Origin of the sequence: Nonomuraea sp. NPDC050153 (assembly GCF_044460125.1) — a bacterium.
GTDB lineage: Bacteria > Actinomycetota > Actinomycetes > Streptosporangiales > Streptosporangiaceae > Nonomuraea.
Genome location: NZ_JBITJQ010000020.1, coordinates 74,610 through 96,637, shown reverse-complemented (window position 1 = coordinate 96,637; position 22,028 = coordinate 74,610). Strand labels below are relative to the sequence as shown.

The following is a 22,028-nucleotide window of genomic DNA, read 5'->3' as shown; positions in this document are numbered from 1 at the left end:
TCACGCTCCCAACCTGACGCGGGGATCCAGGACCGCCATGGCGATCTCCGTGAGCAGTTGCACGACCACGGCGATCAGCACCGTGCCGACGATGATCACCTGTACGACGTTGTAGTCCGCGTTCAGCACGCCCGACACCGCGAGCTGCCCGATCCCGTTCCGCGCGAAGATCATCTCGATCACGACGGCACCGGCGAGCATGTCGCCGAACCGCATGCCGATCGTGACGGCGGCGGGTCCAAGGCTGTTGCGGACGACGTGGCGCAGGGTGATCAACCTTCGCGGCACGCCCTTGGCCACGGCGAGGTCGACGTAGTCCTGCCGCCACGCGTTCTCCATCGAGGACTGGACGAGCATGGCGACGTGGCCGCCCATCGGCACCGCCATCGCCACCGCGGGCAGTATCAGGTACTGCAGGCCGATCACCGGGTCGTCCAGCACCGCGACCTCCCCGCTGATCGGCAGCAGGCGGAACACCACCCCGAACAGGATGATCAGCAGCAGGCCGGCGAGGAAGGGCGGCATCGCCAGCAGCACCGTGTTGCTCGCGTCGGCGGTGAACCGGGACAGCCGGGAACGCGCCGACCCGGCGAAGATTCCGAGCCCGAGCGAGACCAGGACCAGGAGGATCGTGGACGCGACGGTCAGCTCGACCGTGCTCTCCACCCTGCTGGCGATCAGCTCGGAGACCGGGCGGTGGAACTGCAGCGACTGGCCCAGATCCCCGGTGAGCAGCCCGCCCATCCAGTGGACGTACTGCTCGACCATGGGACGGTCCAGCCCCATCTCGACGCGGATCGCCGCGACCTGCTCCGCCGTGGCCTCCGGCCCCGCCGCGATGGCGGCCGGGTCACCGGGAGCCAGGCGGGGGAGCAGGAAGGCGATGGCGGTCGTCGCCACCAGGACGAGCAGGACCGACGGCAGGCGCCGGACCAGAAAATGGATCATGTACGGCCCCGTTCACCGGGTGAGGTAGGCGGCACGCATGGAGCGGCCGTAGCGGCTGACCAGGATGTCCCGCGCGGTGCTCGCGCGCACGACCGTGGCCGGCACGATGGCGATGGTCTGGAGGAACGCGGCGTCGATCAGGTACTGCGAGAGCTCCTTCAGCCGCTGCGTCGTTTCGCTCTCGTCGGCGCTGTCGATCAGCGCCTGCGCGCGCTCGCGGTAACCGTCGTCGTCGTAGTTCGAGGTGTTCTTGGCCGGGCGCAGGTCCGGGTATCCGAACAGCGAGAGCGCCGGCGGCATCTTGGCCACCGCGGTCCAGGTCAGGAACGCGGGGCCCAGCTTGCCGGCGATCCGGCGCGGCTCGAACTCCGCCTGGGGCAGTTCGAGCGGCGACGGCTGGAGCCCGACGTCCGTCAGGTTGCGGGCCACGATCTCGATCACGTTGCGCGGCACCGGCAGCGCGTGCATGGCGATCTCGAAGCGGGCCCCGGCCGCCCCGGCGGCCTGGATCATCTGCTTCGCGCGGTCCGGCTGGTAGGAGTAGGTGGCGGCGAGCTCCGCGGGGTAGCCGGTCGCGTCGTCGCTCCATGGCAGGCTGGTCGTCGTCCCGACCCCGCCGAAGACCTGCTGGTTGATGCGCTGGCGGTCGATGGCGTAGCCGATGGCCCGGCGCACCTCGGGCTTGTCGAAGGGCGCCTTGGTGACGTCGAAGCCCAGCGCGTACACGAGCCCGTGGTTGAGGTCGAGGTGGAACTTCTTGTCGTCCACCACCGTCTTGGCGTCCTGGATGGTGAGCCCGTTCGCCAGGTGCGCCCGGCCCGACCGCAGCGCCGCCAGCTGGGCGGTGGAGTCGCCGATGACCGTGAGCTCGATGCCGTCGAGGTAGGGCAGCCCCTGCTCCCAGTACGCGTCGTTACGCGTCATCTTGATCTCCGTGCCGGCCTTGTAGCCCGACCACAGGAACGGTCCCGTGCCGATGACCTTCGACCCGTCCGCGATCCCCTTGTAGCTCTCGCGGTCGATGATCGGCGTCGAGTCGAGGATGTCCAGCACCACTTCCTGGAGCGGCCGCGGCGAGGTGATCGTGACCTCGTGCTGGCCGGTGGCGCTCGCCTTCCAGCCCTTCATCGCGCCGGTGAGCGTGGCCAGGCCGTCGCCGGCCAGCTCGCGTTCGAGGGTGAACACGACGTCGTCCGCGGTGAAGGCGCGGCCGCTGTGGAACTTGACGCCCTCGCGCAGCGACAGCACCAACGTCCGGTTGTCGTCCCGCAGCTCCCACTTCGTCGCCAGCAGGGGCTGAGGCTTGTTGTCCTGGTCGAGCATGACCAGCGTCTCCAGGACGTTGCGGTTCCAGAAGATGTTGCCGGGGCGGCCGGTGAAGTAGGCCGCGGGGTCCGGCGCCGCGGCGACCGTGGCGACCATGGTCCCGCCGCGGGCCGGGCCGCCGGCCGCAGCGGCTGTCTTGCTCTCGTTCACCGCGGAGCGGCAGCCGGTCAGGCCGGCCGCACCGAGGGCGGCCAGGCCGCCGAGGAGCGTCCGGCGCGACAGGGCCGACGCGCCGGGGATGGAATCGACATGGCGATTGCTGGGGTACATCGCTGCACCACCTCACTTACTTTCTCTCGGGCCGGGGGGAGACCCGGTTGATCACTCCTCGTGCACTTTGATCGAGGTCGTGCCACGGATGTCCGCGCAGGAGAATCCGATGGCGACTTCGAACGTTCCAGGCTCGACCGCCCAGTCGTGCCGTTCCGCGTCCCAGTGCTGGAAGGACCGCGGCGGCAGCGGGATCTCGGCGGTGCGGGTTTCGCCGGGTTCGCCTCGTACGACGGCGAACCCGGCCAGCCAGCGGGCGGGGCGGTCGACGCCCGATCCGGGCCGCGCCAGGTAGACCTGCAGCACCTGCTTGCCCGGCCGCGAACCGGTGTTGCGTACGGAGACCCGCACGGTCGCGTCCGGTCCGCTGTCGCTGTCGCTGTCGCCGTCAACGACGCTGTCGACGTCGACGAGCCCCCAGGACGTGTAGCCGACGCCGTGCCCGAACGGGTACGCGGGCTCGACCCCGGCGCGCAGCCACGCGCGGTAGCCGACGTGGAGTCCTTCGCCGTAGGCCAGCCGGCCGCCGGCGGGCGCCGTGTCGAGCACCGGCACGTCCTCGCCATGGGCCGGCCACGTCATCGGCAACCTGCCGCCGGGCTCGGCGTGGCCGAGGAGCACGTCCGCGAGCGCGGCGCCGGACTCCTGGCCGCCGAACCACGTCACGAGCACTGCCGCGACGTCATGGCGCCACGGCAGCAGCACGGGCGCGCCCGCGTTGACCACGACGACGGTGTTCGGGTTCGCCGCGGCGACCGCCCGTACCAGGTCGTCCTGCCCGTCGGGCAGCGACAGGTCCGCCCGGTCGAAGCCTTCGCTCTCGGTCTGCGAGCTGGTGCCGACCACGACGATCGCGACGTCCGCGGCCCTGGCCTGCTCGCGGGCCACGGCCAGTTCCTCCGCCGCGGTCCGCCGCGGCGGCCGGGAGCGGATCGAGACGGCGCAGCCGCTCTTCGGCATCCGCTGCCGCAGCAGCACGTCGACCGGCCTGCCCGCGTCGAGCGGCACGTCGAACGTGCGCACGGGCGGCGTGAGGATCTCCGCTCCCGGGCCCTCGTGCGTCGGCCGCACGTCGTCGTCGAGCAGCGTCCGGCCGCCGACGGTGAACACGATCCGGCCCGCCCCGCTGAGGCCGAGCTGCCACGTGCCCGAGACGTCGGGGACGATCCGGGTGGTCAGCTCGACGGTGGTGGCCCCCGCGGGCACGTCGGCGCCGAGCCGTACGAGGGCGGCGTTGCGGCGTTCCTCGCGCGCGACCTCGGCGTCCGCGTCGTCGAGCCAGCGGATCAGCACGGGCGAGCCGAGCATCCCGGGCGGCACCGGGGCGGGGTCGCCCTCAAGATAGCTGCCCGCGGTGTAGGTCAGCTGGACGCCAGGGGGCAGAGCGGCTTCGAGCCCGTCCAGCGGGGACACGACGTGGGTCGGCCGCACTTCGGCGCTGCCGCCGCCCTGGATGCGCGGGCTGCCGGCCAGCTCGCCGAACACCGCGACGCGGCGCAGGCGCTCCGGCGCGAGCGGCAGAAGGTCGCCGGAGTTGTGCAGCAGCACGGTTCCGTCCGCGGCGGCCGTGCGCAGCTCGCGGCGCGCGTCGACGGTGACCGGCGTGCGGGTCACCGGCACCGAGTCGAGGGCACCGAGCCGGGCGGCGAGCCGCAGGAGGTTCTTCACCTTCGCGTCCACCGCGGCCTCGCTGACCAGGCCGTCGGTGACGGCCTGCACCAGCGCGGGGCCCCACGGCCCGCCGGGGCCCGGCATGATGAGGTCGAGGCCCGCCGAGGCGGCGGCGGCCACCGAGCGGGTGGCGTACCAGTCGGACATGACGAGCCCGTCGAAGCCCCACCGCGTGCGCAGCGGGCTGTCGAGCAGGTCGTGCTCGGTCATCGCGGTCCCGTTGACCGCGTTGTACGACGCCATGACCAGCCACGGCCGCGCGTTCCGGACGATGTGCTCGAACGGGGCGAGATACACCTCGCGCAGCGTGCGCTCGTCGAGGCGAATGTCGACGGTGGCGCGTTCGGTCTCCGAGTCGTTGGCGACGTAGTGCTTCACGGTCGCCGCCACGCCGTGCCGCTGGAGCGTTCCGACCAGCGCGGCGGCCAGCCGGCCGGTCAGGACCGGGTCCTCGGACCACCACTCGAAATGCCGGCCGGCGAGCGGGCTGCGCTGGAGGTTCGCCGTGGGGGCCAGCACCACGTCGACGTCCTTGCGGGTGGCCTCCGCGGCGAGCACGCGCCCGGCCGCGGCGGCGCGGTCGACGTCCCAGCTCGCCGCGATCCCGGTCGGGCAGGGCAGGCACGCGGACGGGGAGCCGTTGTCCCACGCCGGGCCGCGCACTCCGGCGGGTCCGTCCGAGACGGTGATCGCGCGCAGTCCGACGGCCGGCTCCGCGTAGGTGCCCCAGTGGGACGCCCCGGTCAGCAGCCGCACTTTCCGCGGAAGGTCGAGCTTGCCGACCAGGGCGTCGAGGTGCTCCTCGAGTCCGCCGTTCACCGGTCCTCCTTGATGACGAGTCGTTCGAGATAGGCGGCCATGCGTCCGGGGAGGTCCATGGTGGGATCGAGCAGCCACTGGATCTGGAGCCCGTCCATCACGGCGATCATCTCGCCCGCCAGGACGTGCGGGTCGAGCGTGGCCGGCAGGCGGCGCAGCTCCTGGTCCCGGCGGATGCGCTCGGCCACGCGCTCACGGACCCGGGCGTAACGGCGCAGGAAGAACTCGCGCGCGGGGTGGCCCGGCTCGATGCTCTCCGCGGACTCCACGGCGTACAGGCGCATGGCCGTCGGGTCCTCGACGTTGTGACGGCACAGCGAGATCAGCGCGTCCGTGACCGACAGCTCCTGGAACATCGCGTCCATGTGATCCCGGCTGTCCTCGTCGCGCCGTTCGAGGGCCGCGAGCAGCAGCTCTTCCTTGTTCTTGAAGTGGTGGATCAGGCCGGGCTGGGAGATGCCGACCCGGGCCGCGATGTCGGCGAGCGAAACACCGCGGTAACCGCTGTCGCCGAACATCTCGGTGGCGACCCTCAGGATCTCCTCCCGACGCACGCCTGGCGGCCTGCGGTTACGCACCGACGGTGCCACTCCTGACAAGAGTTTCTCCTCGCTTCTCGCGGTTTCGGCAGACCTTACCGAGTACTCGGTAAGGTACGCTACCCCCCAATTAAGTAACAGGAGGATGACCATGACGTACCGCCCGAATTTCCTGGTGGTGGTCGCGGATCAGCTGAGAGCCGACGCGGTGGGCGCCTTCGGGAACTCGTCCGCGGGCACTCCGAACCTCGACCGCCTCGCCGCGGCGGGCACCGCCTTCACCAACGCCTACGCGCAGCACCCGGTGTGCTCGCCCAGCCGCGCGTCGTTCCTGTCGGGCTGGTATCCGCACACGGCCGGGCACCGTACGTTCGGGACCCCGCTGCGCGCCGACGAGCCGAACTTCCTGCGCACGCTCAAGGAGAACGGCTACCACGTGGCCTGGGCCGGGGACCGCGGCGACACCTTCGGCCCCGGCGCCACCGAGCTCGGCGTCCACGAGCACGGCTTCGGCCACCGGCCGACCAGCGGCCGGTGGGCCGGCGGCACCGGGCCGGCCACCGAGCTCCCGCCGATGGCCTCCGAGGTCGATCCGGACCTGTGGGACCGCCTGTACTACCAGGGCCGCGTGGTCGACGAGAGCGACGTCGACTTCGACGAGGCCGCCGTGCGCACCGCCGAGGAGTGGCTCGCCGACCCGCCGGAGGAGCCGTGGGTGCTGTTCGCGCCGCTGGTCGCGCCGCACTGCCCGTTCCGCGCCCCCGAACCGTGGTTCTCCCTGCACAGTCGCGACTCGGTGGGCGAACCCGTGTCGGGCAGCGGCCCGGAGCCCGCGTACCTGCAGGGGATCCGCGACTACTACGGCACTGACCGGGCGACGCCGGAGGTGTGGCGGGAGGTCCGGGCCACCTACCAGGGCATGGTCTCGCGGCTGGACGCGCACGTCGGGCGCCTGCTCGACGGCGTGCGCCGGGCGGGCGCGGCCGACCGTACCGTGACGGTGTTCTTCTCCGACCACGGCGAGTACGCCGGCGACTTCGGCGTGGTCGAGAAGTGGCCGTCGGCGCTGCACAGCTGCATCACCCGCGATCCGCTGATCATCAGCGGCGGCGGGCTGCCGGCGCACGGCGCGGTCGATGCCATGGTCGAGCTGATCGACGTCTTCCCGACCGTGCTCGATCTCGCCGAAGTGCGGGCGGCGCATCACCACTTCGGCCGCAGCCTGCTCCCGGTGCTGCGCGACCCCGCCGAGGGGCATCGCGAGTACGCGTTCAGCGAGGGCGGTTTCCTCGTCGAGGAGGAGCCGAAGTTCGAGCGCAGCGGTTTTCCGTACGACCGCAAGACGGCGCTGCAGCACGAGCGGCCGATGACCGTGGGCAAGGCCGCCGCCGTCCGCGACGGCCGCTGGACGTACGTGTGGCGCCTGTACGAGCCCGCCGAGCTCTACGACCGCTCGGCTGACCCGCACGAGGCGCACAACCTCGCCGGACGCCCCGACCTCGCCGAGGTCGAGGCCCGGCTGTCCGGCGCGCTGCTGCGCTGGCTGGTGGAGACCGCGGACACCCTGCCGGAGCAGGCGGACACCCGGATGCCCCACGTCTCCCTCCCCGCTCCGGGCACGCGTCCGCGGAAGGCCGCGTCCGATGCCGGCGTCTCCCATGGCGGGCCGGACACGAACGCGAGATGAGAGGAACACCGTTGCTCGACAGAAAGGTCCCGGCCCCGTCGCACCCCGGCGCCCGCGAGAGGGGCCAGGCGAAGCACCGGCCCCCGGGCGGAACTCCAGGCAGTGCTCTGGGCGGCACTTTGGGCGCTGGTCCGGGCGTCAGGGCATGAGCGGGCGGGGATTCGGACCGGACAGTCTGCTCGCCGACGTCCTGGACCACGCCGAGGCCCGCGGCGTCATCCGGCGCACACTGCCCGGCGTCGTGAACTCGCCCCTGCTCCTCCAACTGCGCCGGCGCACCCTCGGCAAGATCACGGCCGCCGGTCCGTACGCCCGGCTCACCCCCGAACAGCTCGACGACCTGTGGCGCGAGCTCGCCGCGCTCGATGCCGGCGACCCGGGCGTGCGCGCCGATCCGCCGGCGATCACGCCGGACCCCTGCTACGAGCCGGCCGGCACGCCGCGCGGCTCGGCCGGCGTGCTCTCCGCGCCCGCCACGGGCGAAGTGTGGGCGACCTGGGAGCTCGCCCTGGCCGGACCGAGCCATGGCAACCCGTTCGTCGACGTCGAGTTGCGCGCCCGCGCGACCGCCCCCGACGGGTCGACCCGCCGGCTCGGCGGCTTCTACGACGGCGACGGCACCTGGCGCGTCCGGCTGCTGCCCGACCAGGCCGGACGCTGGTTCGTCACGACGGAGGCGACCACGCCGTCCCTCGACGGCGTCACCGTCGAGCTCACGGCGGCGGCCGGTGCCGGTCGAGGGCCGGTCCGGGCGGCCGACGGGTACCACTTCGCGCACGCGGACGGCACGCGCCATCTGCCGCTCGGCACGACCGCGTACGCCTGGACCCACCAGAGCGAAGCGCTGCAGGAACAGACCCTGCGCACGCTTGCCGAGTCGCCGTTCACCAAGATCCGGATGGGGGTCTTCCCCAAGTCGTATCTCTTCAACGCCAACGAGCCGCCGCTCTACCCGTTCGAGCCGGACGGCGACGGCGGGTGGGACCACACCCGCTTCAACCCCGCCTACTTCCGCGCTTTCGAACGCCGGGTCGCGGAGCTCGCCGCGATCGGCGTCGAAGCCGACGTCATCCTGTTCCACGCCTACGACCGCTGGGGCTTCTCGGACATGGGCACCGCCGCGGACGACCGCTACGTCCGGTACGTGGTGCGGCGGTTGTCGGCATTGCCGAACGTCTGGTGGTCGCTCGCGAACGAGTACGACCTGCTGTTCTCGAAGACCGTCGACGACTGGGAGCGGCTGGCCGCGATCGTCGTCGAAGAGGACCCGGTCGGGCACCTGCTCTCGATCCACAACTGCTTCGGCTTCTACGACTACAGCCGGCCGTGGATCACGCACGCGAGCGTGCAGCGCATCGACGTGTACCGCACCGCCGAGAACATCGACCAGTGGCGCGACCAGTGGGGCAAACCCGTCGTCGTCGACGAATGCGCCTACGAAGGCGACATCGACCAGGGGTGGGGCAACATCACCGGCGAGGAGATGACCCGGCGGTTCTGGGAAGGCGCGGTGCGCGGCGGCTATGTCGGGCATGGGGAGACGTACCTCAACGACCGCGAAGAGCTGTGGTGGTCGAAGGGCGGAGAGCTCGTCGGCACAAGTCCGGATCGGATCGCCTTCCTCAGGCGGATCACCGAGGAGTCACCGACCGGCGTGCTCGAGCCGCTGCCGAGCGACTGGGACACCCCCTGGGGCGGCGTGGCGTCGCGTTACCTGATCGCCTACTTCGGCTTCAACCGGCCGTCGTATCGCGACGTCACGATGGAGCCCGGCACGGTCTGGACGGTCGACGTGATCGACACGTGGAACATGACCGTCGAAAGGCTGCCGGGCACCTACTCGGGCAGCTTCCGGGTCCCCTTGCCGGCGCGCCAATACATGGCGATCCGCTGCGTCGCCAGTGACGGGACCGCCGGGCATGGTGGGTGATCGACGGGCCGCAGCGGTGAGCGCTGCCTGGCGTTCCGGACGGCTGGGCTGACCGCCGGCGCTCGTACCGACGACCCCTCGCCACGCGGACGGGTCCTGTCACGCGGACGGCCTATCGCGCGGAGGGCCCCATCCTGCGGAGGGCATCCGTCGCGGTGACGGCTCCTGTCGCGCCGACGGAACCCATCGACCGGTGCACCCCGAGCCGCTCGCACCGCGCGGGGCGGCGCGGGGGGCAACGCATCCAGCACCCGCTACCTGGACCCCTGAGCGACCGCGACGCCGGCATCCGCGCCGGCCCCCAGGTACTGCCCGGCGTCGACATCGGCGCCGGGGCCGATCGCGGCCGGTGAGGTCCCGGGCCGCCGAGCCGGCCAAGTCTGTCCTGCCCCTCCGGGGATACTTCTCCCAGCCCGCGATACCGCGCTGGAGACGGATCCCTGGCACGGTGAGTCCCGCAGGCATGGCGTGACCGGAGAGGACGAGCATGCACGGGTGCCGACAGGCTGACGTACGCGTTTCGGTGCTGGACACCTCCCCGATCGTGCAAGGTTCCACACCCAGGCAGGCCCTGCACAACACGGTGGATCTCGCGATCCTGGCCGACGCGCTGGGCTACCACCGCAACTGGGTCTCCGAACATCACAGCATGCGCGGCGTCGCCGGCTCGGCCCCCGCCGTCCTCGTCGGCCACCTCGCGAACGCCACACGCCGCCTCCGCGTCGGCGCGGGCGGGGTGCTCCTGCCCAACCACGCCCCGATCGTGGTGGCCGAGCAGTTCGGCACGCTGGCCGCACTCCACCCGGGACGGATCGACCTCGGCCTCGGCCGCGCGCCGGGCGGGTCCAAGCCGGCCGCGGACGCGGTTCGTCCCGAGAAGGAGCGGACCGCGAAGCCCTTTCGCCGGCAGCTCGACGAACTCCTCGACTACCTCGACCCGCGCGACGACGCGCAGGTCAAGGCGATTCCCGTCCTCGGCGGAAACGCCCCGCCGATCTGGCTGCTCGGCTCCACGACCACCAGCGCCGAACTCGCCGCCGAACTCGGCTTGCCCTACGCCTTCGCCCACCACCTCAACGCGGAGACGGCGGTGGACGCCATGCGCACGTACCGGGAGCGGTTCCGCCCCTCAGACCACGCCGCGACACCGACGACGCTGGTCAGCGTGTCCGTCATCGCCGCCGAGGACGACGAACGCGCCGAATGGCTCGCCGGCTCCACCCGGCTGAAGGTGCTCAGCCGGGTCCGAGGGGACCGCATCCTGCTGCCCAGCCCCGAAGACGCGGCAGCGTACCCCTACACCGACGACGACCGCGCCGAAATCACCGCTCGCTCCGGCGGCGTCCTCGTCGGAAGCCCCGCCACGGTGACTGCGCTCCTGCAATCGCTGCTCGACGACACCGGCACCGGCGAGCTCCTGCTCACCACTCCGCTCTACCACCACGCGGACCGCCGCCGATCCTACGAACTGGTCGCCTCCATCGCCACCCGGCTCCACCCGAGCGCGAAACCCTAGCCCGGCCTGCGATCCCTGGCCGGCCATCCGGCGGGCAGGAAGCGGCCTGGGCATGACTGCGCACCGGCCGGCCCCTGGCGGCTGGTCGCCGCTCAGGTGGCGGAGATGTTCCAGACTCGGATGGTGCCGTCGTGGTGGCCGGTTACGACGGCGGGCTCGCCGTTGATCTCGGTGGCGGTCACGGCCGTCGGGGACGGAAAGCGGCGGCCATCCACCACGGCGGCGGCCGTCGCGCCGTTGCCCCGGGCGCGGCGCTGTCAAGATCGATGGGGTGTGCCACGCGTTCACCCGTGGTCGGATCGCAGGTCCACAGGGCGCGTCGCCGCGCCCGATAGGCTCACCCATTGAATTGCGCACATATGTCGTGTTTGTATGAACACGTGGACCGTTTGAGAGCCATCATGAACGCCTTGCGCACCAACGACAGCGTCTCGGTCGCCGAGCTGGCCGCTGAGCACGGTGTCTCGGAGATGACCATCAGGCGCGACCTGGACGAGTTGGCCCAGCAGGGCGTGGTGCGCCGGGTCAGGGGAGGGGCGCTGTCGCTGCTGCTGCGCGGCGAGGAGCCGCCGTTCGGCGTACGTGAGCGGGAGGCGGTGGAGGCCAAACAGCGCATCGGCGCGGAGGCCGCGACCCTGATCGCCGACGGGGAGGCGGTGGTGCTGGACGGCGGCACGACCGCGCTGGAGGTGGCCCGTGCCCTGCACGACCGCCGCCTGACCGTGCTGCCGCTGGCCCTGCAGTCGGTGTCGCTGCTGGCCTCCGCGCCACGCGTACGGCTGGTGCTGCCCGGCGGCGAGGTGCGCCAGGGCGAGCTGAACTTCATGGGCCCGCTGACCGAGAACTCGTTGAAGGCGTTGCGGTTCGACACGGCGGTGATCGGCTGCTGCGGCCTGTCGGCCGAGCACGGGCTGACCGCGCACGACCTGCCGGAGGTGGCGGTCAAGCAGGCGGCCATCGCCTCGGCGCGGCGGGTGATCGTGGCGTGCGACTCGGGCAAGTTCACGCGTACGGCCTTCGGCGCGGTGTGCCCGATCTCGCGGCTGGACGTGGTGGTGACGGACTCCGGCATACCGGGGGAGGAGCGCGACGCCCTGATGGCGGCCGGGGTGACGGTCAGGGAGGCCGGGTGAGCACCGCGCCCGGCGGCCGCCTCAAGCGTGAGCGTACGGCGGTCTACCTGCTCTTCTTCCTGGCCGGCACGGCCATGGGCACCTGGACGGCCCGCATCCCCGCCATCAAGGAGCACCTCGGGCTGGGAGACGGCGAGTTCAGCCTCGCCCTGCTGGCCATCGCCGGCGGGGCGATGGCCGGGATGACCGCGGTGGGCCGGCTGGTCGACCGGCACGGCAGCAGCCGCGTCATGATCCCGGCCGCACTTCTGCAGGGCGTCGTGCTCGTGCCGCCCGCCTACGCCCCGGGTCTGTGGGCGCTGGCGGGGACGCTGCTGGCGTTCGGGACCGTGCACGGGATCCTCGACGTGGCCATGAACGCCAACGCGGTGGAGGTGGAGCGGGCCTACGGGCGGCCGATCATGTCGTCGTTCCACGCGGTCTACAGCATCGGCGGGTTCGCGGGCGCCACGGCGGGCGGCCTGTTCGCGCATTTCGACCTCTCTGCCGCGGCCACGTTCGTGTCGATGGGGGTGGTGATCGCGCTGCTGGCGACCTGGGCCGCCCGCTGGGCCCTGCGCTCGGTCCCGTCCGCCGCCCAGCACCCGGCCTCGCATTCGGGTGAGGCTGACGCGCGGCCCACGGGAATCGTCTTCCTGGGCGTGCTGGCGTTCTGCTGCCTGGTGGGCGAGGGCGCCTCGGCCGACTGGAGTTCGGTCTACCTGCGCGAGGACCTGGCCGCCTCGCCGGGGTTCGCGGCCGCTGGGTATGCCGCGTTCTCCATCATGATGACGGTGGGGCGATTGATGGGCGACCGGCTGGCGGCCAGGTTCGGGGCGGTGCCGCTGGTGCGCTGCTGCGGGCTGCTGGCCGCCGCGGGGCTGGGGTTCGCGCTGCTGGGCGGGCATCCGGTGGCGGGGGTGATCGGGTTCGGCTGTTTCGGGGCCGGGCTGTCGTGCATCGTGCCGCAGGTGTTCTCGGCCGCCGGCCACCGCAATCCCGCCTTCGCGGGCCGGGCGCTGGCGCGGGTGGCCTCCATCGGGTACTTGGGGCTCCTGTCGGGGCCGGTGTTCATCGGGGCGGCGGCCCAGCTGGCCGGCCTGCCCCTCGCGCTGGTCATCCCGGCGGTGCTGGCCGCCTTCGTCGCCCTGACGGCCACAGCGCTACGCACGCGTACGCCTGTCCGCTAGCCTCGCATGGGCGTCCCACGTTCGGCCGCCTTCAGTTCCCGGGCGGAGAGCTCGGCGCTCTGCCTCGGGTACGCCGGCTCGCCAGTCGTTCACCGAGCTCTGCCCGCGCGGTCGCGATGACGGCGGCCGGGTCGTCGGCGGGGCGCAGTCCGAAGGTCCCTTCCAGCCAGGACAGGAACCTCTCGCGCCCGAGGGCGGTTCGCAGGCACGCAGGCACACCCGGGCCGCGACACACCAGATCTCGGTGTCGGTGAGCCCGGCGATCAGCTGGAGGAACTCCCGGACGTCACGGGCGACGACATGGGCGCCCGCCGTGCTCCCCAGCGCCACAACAGGCAGGTCGGCCAGGTCGGTACGGTCGTCGAGCCGCCACAGGGCGAAGAACGTGTCGGTGTCGTTGGTGGCGAAGGGCACCAGATCGCCGGTGAGCTCGGGATGGTCTTCCCACTGCTTGCGATCGCCGTACTCGCCGATCGGCCGGAAGCCGTTCGGGTGAGGCTGAACGCCTGCCGCAGCCAGGCCACACTCGGCCTCGAACCGGTCCCATGAATCCTCCGCGCGACATTTGACAGTTCCGCCGGAATATGCTCTCTTGATTTTCTCTCAGAACGCACTGAGTTGAATTTGTCAAATCGACTCGATAAAGGCTTTGGCGGTCGAAATCGAGGGTTATCGTAAACGCATGGAATTTCGTCGTCTCGGCCGTAGCGGCCTCTCCGTCAGCGCTGTCTCCTATGGGCACTGGCTCGCCTACGATGCCCCGGACCAGGAAGAACGCGCTCGGGCGTGCGTCACGGCGGCGCTGGACGCGGGCATCACCACGTTCATCACCGCGGACGCGTACGCGAACACCGCGGCCGAGTCGGTGCTCGGCCGTGCGCTGAAAGGACAGCGGCGGGAAAGCCTGGAGATATCCACGAAGGTGTTCTGGCCCACCGGGCCGGGCGGGCCCAATGACAATGGCCTTGGCCGCAAGCACATCATGGAGTCGGCGCGCGCCTCGCTGCGGCGGCTGGGCACCGACTATCTCGACGTGTACCAGGCGCATCGATTTGATCGGACGGTGCCGCTGGAGGAGACCATGTCGGCATTCGCGGACCTGGTCCGGCAGGGCCACGTGCTTTATGTCGGCGTCTCCGAATGGACGGCCGAGCAGATCACGAGGAGCGCCGCGCTCGCCCGCGACCTGCGCGTGCCGTTGGTCTCCAACGAGGCCCAGTACAGCGCGTTGTGGCGGGTGATCGAAGCCGAGGTCGTGCCGGCGTGCGAACGGGAAGGGCTCGGTCAGCTCGCCTGGTCCCCTGTCGCGCAGGGCGTGCTGACGGGCAAGTATCGGCCGGGACAGCCGCCGCCCACCGGGTCGCGCGGCGCCGACGTGAACGGTGCGGGCAGTTTCATCCAGCCCTTCCTGCGCGAGGACGTGCTGGTGCGGGTGCAGCGGCTGCGTCCCCTGGCCGATGAGGCCGGGTTGTCCCTGGGGCAGCTCGCGCTGGCGTGGGTGTTGCAGCGCCCCAACGTGGCTTCGGCGATCATCGGGGCGTCGCGGCCCGAGCAGGTGCGGGAGAACGTCATGGCGGCCGGGGTCCGGCTCGACGCCGAGCTTATGGGGCGTATCGATCAGGTGCTCGACGGCGTCGTCGAAACGGACCCGGCGCTGACGACGAGCCCGTGAAGGGCCCTTTGCCTCGGGGGACATGAGCAGGACGAGCGGAACCGCGCAGCCTCAAGAGCCGGGAACGGGTCGCCGCAGGGCGCCGGCGCGTGCGGCGGCGAGCGTGACGCGGACCGCCTGGTCGGCGGTCGTCTCGTCGACCGGTTCGGCGGTGATGAGCAGGCGCAGGTAGATCGGCGCGGCCAGGGTCTTCAGCAGCTCGGCGGGGTCGGTGCCCTGGGGAAGCTCGCCGCGCTTGATCGCGCGGGTGACCACCGGTTCGGCTCTGGCGAGCCGGTCGTCGAACACGTGGCGCCGGGCAGCGGCGATCTCCGGGAGGTGCGCGGCCCCGGTGAGCATGGCGGCGAGGATGGCCTGCCCGGTCGGGCTGGTGAACGCCTGGACGAGCGAGCGCGCCAGAGCCCGCAGGTCGCTCTCGATCGCCCCGGTGTCAGGGGCCGGGATGTCCAGCGCCATGTGTTCGGCCAGGGCGTCGGTGAGCAGGCTTTCGCGATCCTTCCACCGCCGGTACACCGTCGTCTTGTGGACTCCGGCGCGTTGGGCGACGTTCTCGACGGTCAGCGCGGCGTAGCCCTTGTCCACGAGTTCGGCGAGTGCGGCGGCGTGGACGGCGGCGCGTACTTTGGCGCCGCGGCCGACCGGTCGGGCGGAGGGCTGATCGGACTGCATTGCAACTCCAAGTTGCGATACCTGCGGGGCGGGTGACAGGATGAATGTATCGCAACTAGGAGTTGCGATCGGCTGCGTTCCTTAGGTGGCACATCATGCGCAAATCTCCTCCCTGGACCCTCCACGCCATGCCCGACCAGGCCGGTCGCGTTGCCGTGGTGACCGGAGCCAACAGCGGCATCGGCTTCATCACCGCCCGCGAACTCGCCCGCCTCGGCGCGCACGTCGTGCTGGCCTGCCGCGACCCCGAACGCGGCCAGGCCGCCCTGACCCGCATGCGCGGTGAGGTGCCCGGCGTTCACCTGGAACTGCGGCGGGTGGACCTGGGCAGCTTGACCTCCATCCGGGAGTTCGCCGCCGGATGGGACCGCGACCGGCTCGATCTGCTGGTCAACAACGCCGGGGTGGCGATGGTGCCCTACGCGCTGACCGCCGACGGGTTCGAGTCGCAGTTCGGCGTCAACCATCTGGGCACCTTCGCCCTGACCGGCCTGCTTCTTCCGCACCTGCTCGCCGCGCCCGAGCCGCGGGTGGTCACCGTCAGCAGTGAGGGGCAGCGTTTCGCCCGCTTCGACCTGGAAAACCTCAACGCCGAGCGTCGCTACCGCACGGCGTTCGCGTACGTGCAGTCCAAGCGGGCCAACCTCTACTTCGCCACGGAACTGCAGCGCCGGGCCGACGCCGCCGGGCTGAAGCTGCGCAGCATGGCCGTCGCGCCCGGGCTCACCCGCACCAACGTGCTCACCGGCGGCGCCAACAGCGGCAGGGGGCGGCTGTACACGACTCTCACGCGCCTGCTGGTGCGCGCGGCCTTCCGCCCCACCCCGGAGGGGGCGAAGACCTCCCTGTACGCGGCGACCGTACCGGACCTGCCCGGCGGCAGCTACATCGTTCCCGACGGGCCGCTGCAGTTGCGCGGTGAGCCCACGCGTCGTGCTCGCGAGCGCGCCATGCGCGACACGGACACGGCCACTCGCCTGTGGCAGCTCTCCGAACGCCTGACCGGCGTCACCTACGACCTTCCCGTCACCACCGGGACCCGCCTGCGGTGACGGGGGAGCGGTCGTCTGGCCCGCCTGGTGGGGGCCGTACCTTGCCGGTTGAGAGCCGAGGCGTGGGCTCTCCCGTCCGGACGGCGCACAGCAGCGGGCGGTCCGCGCGAAACTCGGCTTCTCCAAGCCGGCGGCCCTCCTCCAGTCCGGCACACCGCACCTGTACCACTCCAGCGACGAGGGCCGGAGGCGACCTGATCCACCTCGGTCCATACGCACGACCAGCTCGACGCCGTCGGCGCTGAATTGAACGCCAGGCCACGGAAGACGCTCGACCGGGACACCCCGGCCGAGCGTCTCGCCATGCTGCTCACCGCCGGGAACCAGGCTCGTCGATCGCGTCGGTGAAGGGCGGCAGCGTCCGCCGGGAGAGCAGGGACGTCCGGAGTACGGCGTCGTGACACCACGCCTGAACCGCGCGCCGAAGGTGATCGTTTGAGGGATATGAGATGGAGTTGGGTCGTCGCTCTGGTGTTGATACTTGCGGCGTGTAGCAGCACGGGAGTTCAAGAGAGCGGGACCATGCCGAGGCTGGAGCAGACCGGTCGGCCAGCCCCTGAGCCGGCCTCAACCGGACCTGCGCAGCGCCTTGTCGCCGAATGGCTGCGGGTGGGTGGTTTGATGGCCCCGGGCCTCCCGGCCGTGCGCCCTCCCATGCTGGCGGTCTACGCTGACGGCCGGGCCATCGCCAACGCCGCGCACGAGCTGCGCCTTTCACCCGCCGAGGTCAAAACCCTGGTCGAGGCCCTCAATCATGACCTGGCAGGGCAACCCGCCACTGCCTCGCCCCGGCCGGGAACGCCGAGGATCTATGACGCGCCTGCTACGGTCCTCGGCGTCCACAGCGGCAGCGGGATGCGCGAGGTACACGTGCCGTCTATGGAACAGGCCGCAGCCGGCTACGACGCCGAGCTCGTCACCGCCCGCGACCGCCTGGCCCGCTTGGCCGACCGCGTGACCACACAGGGCGGGAACTACTCCACCGACCGTGTACGACTGTCAGCCGAGCAGGTCACGGTTCCTGCGACGCCCGCCAAGCGCTTGCCGGGGGGCGTCCCCCTTCCGCCCGAGACACAGGCGCGCTCGGGGAGCAAGGACTACAAGGGCAACAAGGCGCGCACGATCACCCGGTTGATACCAGGTGACGGATCCTGGCACGTCTATCGCACGTCAACCGGCGAGCACATCGCGCTCTCGTGGCGTTATCTGCTCCCTCACGAGTAAGAGGTCGCGCAGATAGGCCGGTTCGGGTAGGACCAGGTACGGAACCGGCACAGACATCAGTCAGTGGTCATGAAGCCCGGACAGCGATCACGCCGGACGCTGGGCAGTATTGTGCGGCGCCATGACCGACTCCACACCGCCGCCGTGGGTTGATGATCTCTTTCCGTTTCCCACCCCGCCCGCACTCCGTACGCTGGTGGACATCGCCTGGCAGCATGCTTACGACTTTTACCTAGAGAATGAGTCCTACGATTACGGCCTGTTGGAAACCCACTACGATTTCATCTTCGACCTGGACATGTTTCCCCGCCCGCCCGATGGCTGCGACGTCGATCCGGAGTTCTTCCGGCAGCCGTCAACGCCGTTGTATGCCACGCCGGAGTTCGTACCCTTCGGTGCCCTGGGCGACGGCGGGTACGTCGGCTGGCTGGTGCCCGCGCCGGAACTCGGGCGGCTGGATCATCCGGTTGCCCTGGCCAGCGGTCATGACTACGGGGTGACCCTGATCGGGGCGGACACCCGTTCCGGTCTGGAGTTCATGTTGTCGTGGGCGTTGCGGCGGTGGCGCGAGCGGCCGACCCTGGAGCCGCCTGCGGGGCGCGATCCGGATGTGTGGCGCGCCCAGAATCAGTACCTCATCGATGCGCACGCCGAGGACAGGCGACTCCTCGATCGGCTGGCCGCCGAACTCGGCGTACAGCCGAGCCCAGATCGGACGTACCCCGGGTCGTCCTGGCACGGCTCTAGCGTCTCGCAGGACACCGAGTTCGAGATCGTGTTCGACGTACTAGAGGGGTGGCGGCACGAGCCCGGCGAGGACGGCATTGGCGTGCTCGCCCCAGCCACCACGTACGCAGATCGGAAGCCGGTGGCCGCGGAGGACCCGCTGCTCGAACGAGAGCTGATCGCCGCCGCACACTGGCTCGATGCCGGACAACCGGCGACCGCGTTGCTCGGGCTCAAGGACACATTCGTCAACGGACCGAGCTGCTACTTCGCTGACCTCAAGCCGTTGTGGGCACGCGCGTACCGAGATCTCGGCCGGCCCGAATACGCGGAGCGCCTCGACCTGATGACGCCGATGTACCAGGATTCGTGCTACTGCCGCACCCCGCACTGACAAAAGGTCAAGAGGATGGGTTGTGGATCACGGGCGTCGGTTAGGGCGCTTATCCCATTTGAGCTGCGCGAATACGCCGAGTCGGATCCACTCGTCGCGGCGGTTGCGGATCGTGCCGGCCGAACAGGTCGTGTCCGCGATCGACTGGTAGGAGCACCCGAAGCGCAGGACCTGGATGAGCTTGTCGAACACGATCCGGTCCGATATCCGCTGGCGGTGGCAGCCCAGGGGGTGGGTTGGGTCGACGGCGGGTCGGAGAGGAAGCAGCGCGGCGAACTGGTCCCACAGCGGGGTAGCCGGCCATGATGGGACAGCGGGCACAGACTCTCCAGCAATCACGAAGGCGTAAGTATCTTCATGATCACTGGCGGTGTGCGCCCGTTCCCACCTGAGTCGGCCGACGCGCGCACATTCGGCACCAATCGTGGTTCCTGATGAGCTGAGGAGATGTACCCGGCATGGGACGAGGTCGTCGACGACCTGGACGGCGACGAGGGCAGGATCGTCCAGGCCGCGTTGTACGCCTCGCCGGCGCGGGTCGCACATCCGGACATCGTCCGGGGGGCGGCCTACGCCTGGACGAGACGGTGTGGAGGACCAGTATGAGGTTCGGCCCGACCTCCTCCCGCTGGATCGGGCGGGGAAGCCCCACGGCGATCATGAAACGCGGGTGAGACATGTGGGGGGAGTACCCGGCTCCGCGGATGGTGGTGGACGACTGCGACAACAATGTGGGCGGCACAACTCCAACGGACTGTGCCTGGAAGCCGACCAATCCCTCACCTCCTTCAGGTGGGGTTTCTGTCATCGGAACAACACCTCACGCCACCGGATTATCGAAGCGGAATCCCCTCCGACCACTTCCAGGTCTATCTGACCAAGCAGCGGGTCGGCATCCGGAACGGGCAGCCAGCCCTTTACGGCCAATATGAGGCCGTCTATCCGCAGGCCCAGGCGGAGTGGTACGCCAGAAGCGTGTGATCCTCACGCGTCCGGGGGCAGGTAGACGCCACCTGGTCGATGTCGCGGAAGGTGTTTCGGCCGAAACGCTTGGTGGACTCCTGTTCAAGTCCCTCGCTGCCGCCGGCCCCGGGCTGGACTCATATCCTCCGATGCGAGGACCGGAATCGTTTCAAGCCCGTATCAGCAAAACAGCCGTACAGAATCTGTAGGGATTATGTACGGCTCTTTTCTAGGGTGCGATCACAGAGTCAAGATCCCCGGAAAGGAGCCGGCATGTTCGGTTGGTTGCAGGGTGGCGCTGGTGTGGTCCGAACGATCGCGGTCGTGACGGTCGCGACCAGCGCGCTCTCCGTAGGCGGGGTCGCGACGGCGGACGTCGCTCGCGAGGCCTGTACGTACAGTCCGACGCGTCTTCCCGGTATGCCGGGCTCCGGCAACGACATCGCCCATGTGACGTCGACGGACGGGTCGGGGCACTTCGCCGGAATGGGTTACTGGGGTCCGCCGGAGGAGCTTTCATCGCACATCGGCATGGTCTGGAAGGACGGCCAGGTGGTGGGCAACTTCGGTCCCCTCAGCACGGTCAGCGACGTCAACCGTGCCGGCACCGCCGTCGGCGGGACCGAGTCGCTGGAGCCGTTACTGCTGCACAACGGCAAGCTGAGCCAGATGGGCCGACCGCCGGGGAACACCCGGTATTTCGCCCAGGCGAGCGCCATCAACGACGCCGGTCTGATCGTCGGCGGCGCCAAGTTCGACGACGGCACCGAACACGCTGTGGCGTGGTCGGCCGACGACCCGCGCAACCCGTGGGACCTGGGCGTCACGGGCCGGCCCTGGGCACTGAAGGACATCAGCGACAGCGGCGAGCTCGCGGGCACCGTCCAGGCGGGCGCCCGGACCCGGGCGGTGACCGGCACCGTCGAGACGGGGCTGCGCCCGCTGGGCGGGGTGGATCCCGCAGCCGACAGTTCGGCGACCGACATCGCGGGCTCGTTCATCCTCGGCAAGGGGACCATTCCGGGCCGGGGCGCCGGTTGGGTGCTGTGGCGCGACGGCGTGCCGAGCCCGCTGTCCACGACGGCGACGCTCCAGGACGTGAACGGTTCCGGCGTCGTGGTCGGCTATGAGTCGACCAACGGCGTCCCCACCTCGGCCGTGGTCCTGAACGGCACCACCCGCACGGTGCTGCCCCCGCTGCCGGGGCACCGCTACGCCGACGCGTTCGCCATCACAGAGGACGGCAGCGTCGCGGGGCGGAGCCACGACGGCCAGTACTACCAGTCCACGGCGACCGTGTGGACCTGCCGCTGATCGCCCTCCCGACCGCCGGCTCCCCTGCCCGGCTTCAGACGTGGCCAGGCAGGGCCGCCTTCGCGTCCCCCTGATTTCGGCGCTTCCCGTCGTCGCGTCCGCGATGGCGGTCGCAAGGTCGTCGGACAGGACGGTGGTGCCCGGCCACGCCGGATCGGCGAGCGTGGTCGAAGCCACGTACTTGGGCCGTGTGTTCAACGCCCGCATGACGGGCTCCCAGCCAGGGACATCCTGGACCGTCCAGGACCCCCACGAGCCGGTGAACAGCTCGTAGGTCCGCCGGCCGAGCAGGAACGCGTCGGCGGGCTGGTAGCTCTGGTTGATGAACGCCTGGGTCTCGTTGTCGCCCTGCCCGCAGGCCCATCCGCCGCGCTCGAATCCGTTCCTGCGGTCCTCGTCCGACGCGCCGCCGTTTCCCTGCGTCACTCCATCGATGGTGACCTGAGTCATGGTCGTCAGCTTCATGATCGCGGTGCCTTTACCTCGGCGCCGCGCCCTTACGGGCGGCCTCACCCCTGCTACGGAGACCACCGCCCCGATCCGACAGCACGACAGTTTCGCGGCGACTGCGCTCCACTTCGTCGAGCGCGCCGGTGCGGACAAGCTCTTGGACCAGATCGATCGCGGAGTTCCTTCAGCTTCGTCGTCGTCGGCACCCGCCACCCCAGATACTGCGCCGCCAGCCGAAGATGTTCCGCGCGGGTCTTCGCCCGGCGCCCGTACGAGCGGGGGCTGAGACATGTGGATCTCCGAAGTGGCCGGAGACCCAGGTGTCAACGATGATCGTCAGTTCGGGACGCGCGCGGTGGCCTGAACCGCGAAGCACAGTCGGCCGACAAGAACGAGCGCCAGGACGACGGCTGACGGCGAATTGCCTTGGGGCTGAGGTTGGCCGATCGGCAGACTTCGGTTCCCGCCGGATCGGCTCTTCGGCCGGTCCCCGCCGCCGCCCGCCAGGCAGCGCCCACGATCCCCGGAAGCCGCCGGCCCTCACAGCTCGCGGACA

The 22,028-nt window shown here is 70.6% G+C and carries 17 protein-coding genes and 2 pseudogenes; 12 read left to right on the top strand and 7 right to left on the bottom strand.

Going from position 1 to position 22,028, the window contains the following annotated elements; translation table 11 throughout:
* The 4 genes from ACIBQ1_RS37745 to ACIBQ1_RS37730 are packed head-to-tail and all read right to left on the bottom strand — an operon-like array spanning window position 1 to window position 5,624.
* A complete protein-coding gene (locus ACIBQ1_RS37745) occupies window positions 1-948 on the bottom strand; it encodes an ABC transporter permease (RefSeq protein ID WP_397284397.1) in 948 nt (315 codons plus the stop codon).
* 12 nt (window positions 949-960) lie between these two features.
* Window positions 961-2,544 carry an ABC transporter substrate-binding protein gene (locus ACIBQ1_RS37740; RefSeq protein ID WP_397284395.1) on the bottom strand — a complete coding sequence of 528 codons (1,584 nt, stop codon included), beginning with the start codon at window positions 2,542-2,544 and terminating at the stop codon, window positions 961-963.
* A 51-nt stretch (window positions 2,545-2,595) separates the two neighbouring features.
* Window positions 2,596-5,034, bottom strand: a complete 2,439-nt coding sequence (locus ACIBQ1_RS37735) for a beta-glucosidase (protein WP_397284393.1) — start codon at window positions 5,032-5,034, stop codon at window positions 2,596-2,598.
* Window positions 5,031-5,624, bottom strand: coding sequence for a TetR/AcrR family transcriptional regulator (locus ACIBQ1_RS37730; RefSeq protein WP_397284636.1), 594 nt, complete (start codon window positions 5,622-5,624; stop codon window positions 5,031-5,033). Before ACIBQ1_RS37730 ends, ACIBQ1_RS37735 begins: the two co-directional genes overlap by 4 nt.
* A 100-nt stretch (window positions 5,625-5,724) precedes the next feature.
* Between ACIBQ1_RS37730 and ACIBQ1_RS37725 the strand changes: the two genes are divergently transcribed.
* The 7 genes from ACIBQ1_RS37725 to ACIBQ1_RS37695 all read left to right on the top strand — a co-directional run bounded on the left by ACIBQ1_RS37725 (window position 5,725) and on the right by ACIBQ1_RS37695 (window position 14,680).
* Window positions 5,725-7,260 (top strand): sulfatase-like hydrolase/transferase, encoded by a 1,536-nt coding sequence (locus tag ACIBQ1_RS37725; RefSeq protein WP_397284391.1) that lies wholly within the window; start codon window positions 5,725-5,727, stop codon window positions 7,258-7,260.
* 145 nt (window positions 7,261-7,405) lie between these two features.
* Window positions 7,406-9,190 carry a DUF5605 domain-containing protein gene (locus ACIBQ1_RS37720; RefSeq protein ID WP_397284389.1) on the top strand — a complete coding sequence of 595 codons (1,785 nt, stop codon included), beginning with the start codon at window positions 7,406-7,408 and terminating at the stop codon, window positions 9,188-9,190.
* A 487-nt stretch (window positions 9,191-9,677) separates the two neighbouring features.
* Complete coding sequence (locus tag ACIBQ1_RS37715; protein ID WP_397284387.1) at window positions 9,678-10,706, top strand: LLM class flavin-dependent oxidoreductase; 1,029 nt, start codon at window positions 9,678-9,680, stop codon at window positions 10,704-10,706.
* 359 nt (window positions 10,707-11,065) lie between these two features.
* Window positions 11,066-11,839: a DeoR/GlpR family DNA-binding transcription regulator gene (locus tag ACIBQ1_RS37710; RefSeq protein WP_397284386.1), complete on the top strand. Its 774-nt coding sequence runs from the start codon at window positions 11,066-11,068 to the stop codon at window positions 11,837-11,839.
* A complete protein-coding gene (locus ACIBQ1_RS37705) occupies window positions 11,836-13,008 on the top strand; it encodes an MFS transporter (protein WP_397284384.1) in 1,173 nt (390 codons plus the stop codon). Before ACIBQ1_RS37710 ends, ACIBQ1_RS37705 begins: the two co-directional genes overlap by 4 nt.
* A 300-nt stretch (window positions 13,009-13,308) precedes the next feature.
* Window positions 13,309-13,557: a hypothetical protein gene (locus ACIBQ1_RS37700; RefSeq protein ID WP_397284382.1), complete on the top strand. Its 249-nt coding sequence runs from the start codon at window positions 13,309-13,311 to the stop codon at window positions 13,555-13,557.
* 133 nt (window positions 13,558-13,690) lie between these two features.
* Entirely contained in the window at window positions 13,691-14,680 is a 990-nt protein-coding gene (locus tag ACIBQ1_RS37695; RefSeq protein ID WP_397284380.1) for an aldo/keto reductase family protein, read from the top strand.
* 51 nt (window positions 14,681-14,731) lie between these two features.
* Here ACIBQ1_RS37695 and ACIBQ1_RS37690 read toward each other — a convergent pair whose 3' ends face one another.
* Entirely contained in the window at window positions 14,732-15,349 is a 618-nt protein-coding gene (locus tag ACIBQ1_RS37690) for a TetR/AcrR family transcriptional regulator (protein WP_397284378.1), read from the bottom strand.
* A 95-nt stretch (window positions 15,350-15,444) separates the two neighbouring features.
* Between ACIBQ1_RS37690 and ACIBQ1_RS37685 the strand changes: the two genes are divergently transcribed.
* From ACIBQ1_RS37685 to ACIBQ1_RS37675, 3 genes are all read left to right on the top strand, one after another.
* Window positions 15,445-16,401 (top strand): oxidoreductase, encoded by a 957-nt coding sequence (locus ACIBQ1_RS37685; RefSeq protein ID WP_397284376.1) that lies wholly within the window; start codon window positions 15,445-15,447, stop codon window positions 16,399-16,401.
* Window positions 16,402-17,055: 654 nt separating this feature from the next.
* Complete coding sequence (locus ACIBQ1_RS37680; protein ID WP_397284374.1) at window positions 17,056-17,625, top strand: hypothetical protein; 570 nt, start codon at window positions 17,056-17,058, stop codon at window positions 17,623-17,625.
* A gap of 121 nt (window positions 17,626-17,746) precedes the next feature.
* On the top strand, window positions 17,747-18,745 hold the full coding sequence (locus ACIBQ1_RS37675; protein ID WP_397284373.1) for a hypothetical protein: 999 nt from the start codon (window positions 17,747-17,749) through the stop codon (window positions 18,743-18,745).
* A gap of 57 nt (window positions 18,746-18,802) precedes the next feature.
* On the opposite strand, the pseudogene ACIBQ1_RS37670 reads toward ACIBQ1_RS37675, so the two are convergent.
* Window positions 18,803-19,066 (bottom strand): annotated as a pseudogene (locus ACIBQ1_RS37670) (transposase); the annotation flags it as partial.
* Between the two features lie 126 nt (window positions 19,067-19,192).
* Here ACIBQ1_RS37670 and ACIBQ1_RS37665 point away from each other — a divergent pair.
* On the top strand, window positions 19,193-19,351 hold the full coding sequence (locus ACIBQ1_RS37665; protein WP_397284371.1) for a hypothetical protein: 159 nt from the start codon (window positions 19,193-19,195) through the stop codon (window positions 19,349-19,351).
* A 630-nt stretch (window positions 19,352-19,981) separates the two neighbouring features.
* Complete coding sequence (locus ACIBQ1_RS37660) at window positions 19,982-21,022, top strand: hypothetical protein (protein ID WP_397284640.1); 1,041 nt, start codon at window positions 19,982-19,984, stop codon at window positions 21,020-21,022.
* A gap of 111 nt (window positions 21,023-21,133) precedes the next feature.
* Here ACIBQ1_RS37660 and ACIBQ1_RS37655 read toward each other — a convergent pair.
* Window positions 21,134-21,472, bottom strand: a pseudogene (locus tag ACIBQ1_RS37655) (dihydrofolate reductase family protein); the annotation flags it as partial.
* Between the last annotated feature and the right edge of the window lie 556 nt (window positions 21,473-22,028).

What these genes read in the sequence shown, in the direction of transcription:
- ACIBQ1_RS37745 (WP_397284397.1), bottom strand. Translation starts at nt 948, where the DNA reads ATGATCCATTTTCTGGTCCGGCGCCTGCCGTCGGTCCTGCTCGTCCTG.
- ACIBQ1_RS37740 (WP_397284395.1), bottom strand. Translation starts at nt 2,544, where the DNA reads ATGTACCCCAGCAATCGCCATGTCGATTCCATCCCCGGCGCGTCGGCC.
- ACIBQ1_RS37725 (WP_397284391.1), top strand. Translation starts at nt 5,725, where the DNA reads ATGACGTACCGCCCGAATTTCCTGGTGGTGGTCGCGGATCAGCTGAGA.
- ACIBQ1_RS37720 (WP_397284389.1), top strand. Translation starts at nt 7,406, where the DNA reads ATGAGCGGGCGGGGATTCGGACCGGACAGTCTGCTCGCCGACGTCCTG.
- ACIBQ1_RS37715 (WP_397284387.1), top strand. Translation starts at nt 9,678, where the DNA reads ATGCACGGGTGCCGACAGGCTGACGTACGCGTTTCGGTGCTGGACACC.
- ACIBQ1_RS37710 (WP_397284386.1), top strand. Translation starts at nt 11,066, where the DNA reads ATGTCGTGTTTGTATGAACACGTGGACCGTTTGAGAGCCATCATGAAC.
- ACIBQ1_RS37700 (WP_397284382.1), top strand. Translation starts at nt 13,309, where the DNA reads ATGGGCGCCCGCCGTGCTCCCCAGCGCCACAACAGGCAGGTCGGCCAG.
- ACIBQ1_RS37695 (WP_397284380.1), top strand. Translation starts at nt 13,691, where the DNA reads ATGGAATTTCGTCGTCTCGGCCGTAGCGGCCTCTCCGTCAGCGCTGTC.
- ACIBQ1_RS37690 (WP_397284378.1), bottom strand. Translation starts at nt 15,349, where the DNA reads ATGCAGTCCGATCAGCCCTCCGCCCGACCGGTCGGCCGCGGCGCCAAA.
- ACIBQ1_RS37685 (WP_397284376.1), top strand. Translation starts at nt 15,445, where the DNA reads ATGCGCAAATCTCCTCCCTGGACCCTCCACGCCATGCCCGACCAGGCC.
- ACIBQ1_RS37680 (WP_397284374.1), top strand. Translation starts at nt 17,056, where the DNA reads ATGCTGGCGGTCTACGCTGACGGCCGGGCCATCGCCAACGCCGCGCAC.
- ACIBQ1_RS37675 (WP_397284373.1), top strand. Translation starts at nt 17,747, where the DNA reads ATGACCGACTCCACACCGCCGCCGTGGGTTGATGATCTCTTTCCGTTT.
- ACIBQ1_RS37665 (WP_397284371.1), top strand. Translation starts at nt 19,193, where the DNA reads ATGTACCCGGCATGGGACGAGGTCGTCGACGACCTGGACGGCGACGAG.
- ACIBQ1_RS37660 (WP_397284640.1), top strand. Translation starts at nt 19,982, where the DNA reads ATGTTCGGTTGGTTGCAGGGTGGCGCTGGTGTGGTCCGAACGATCGCG.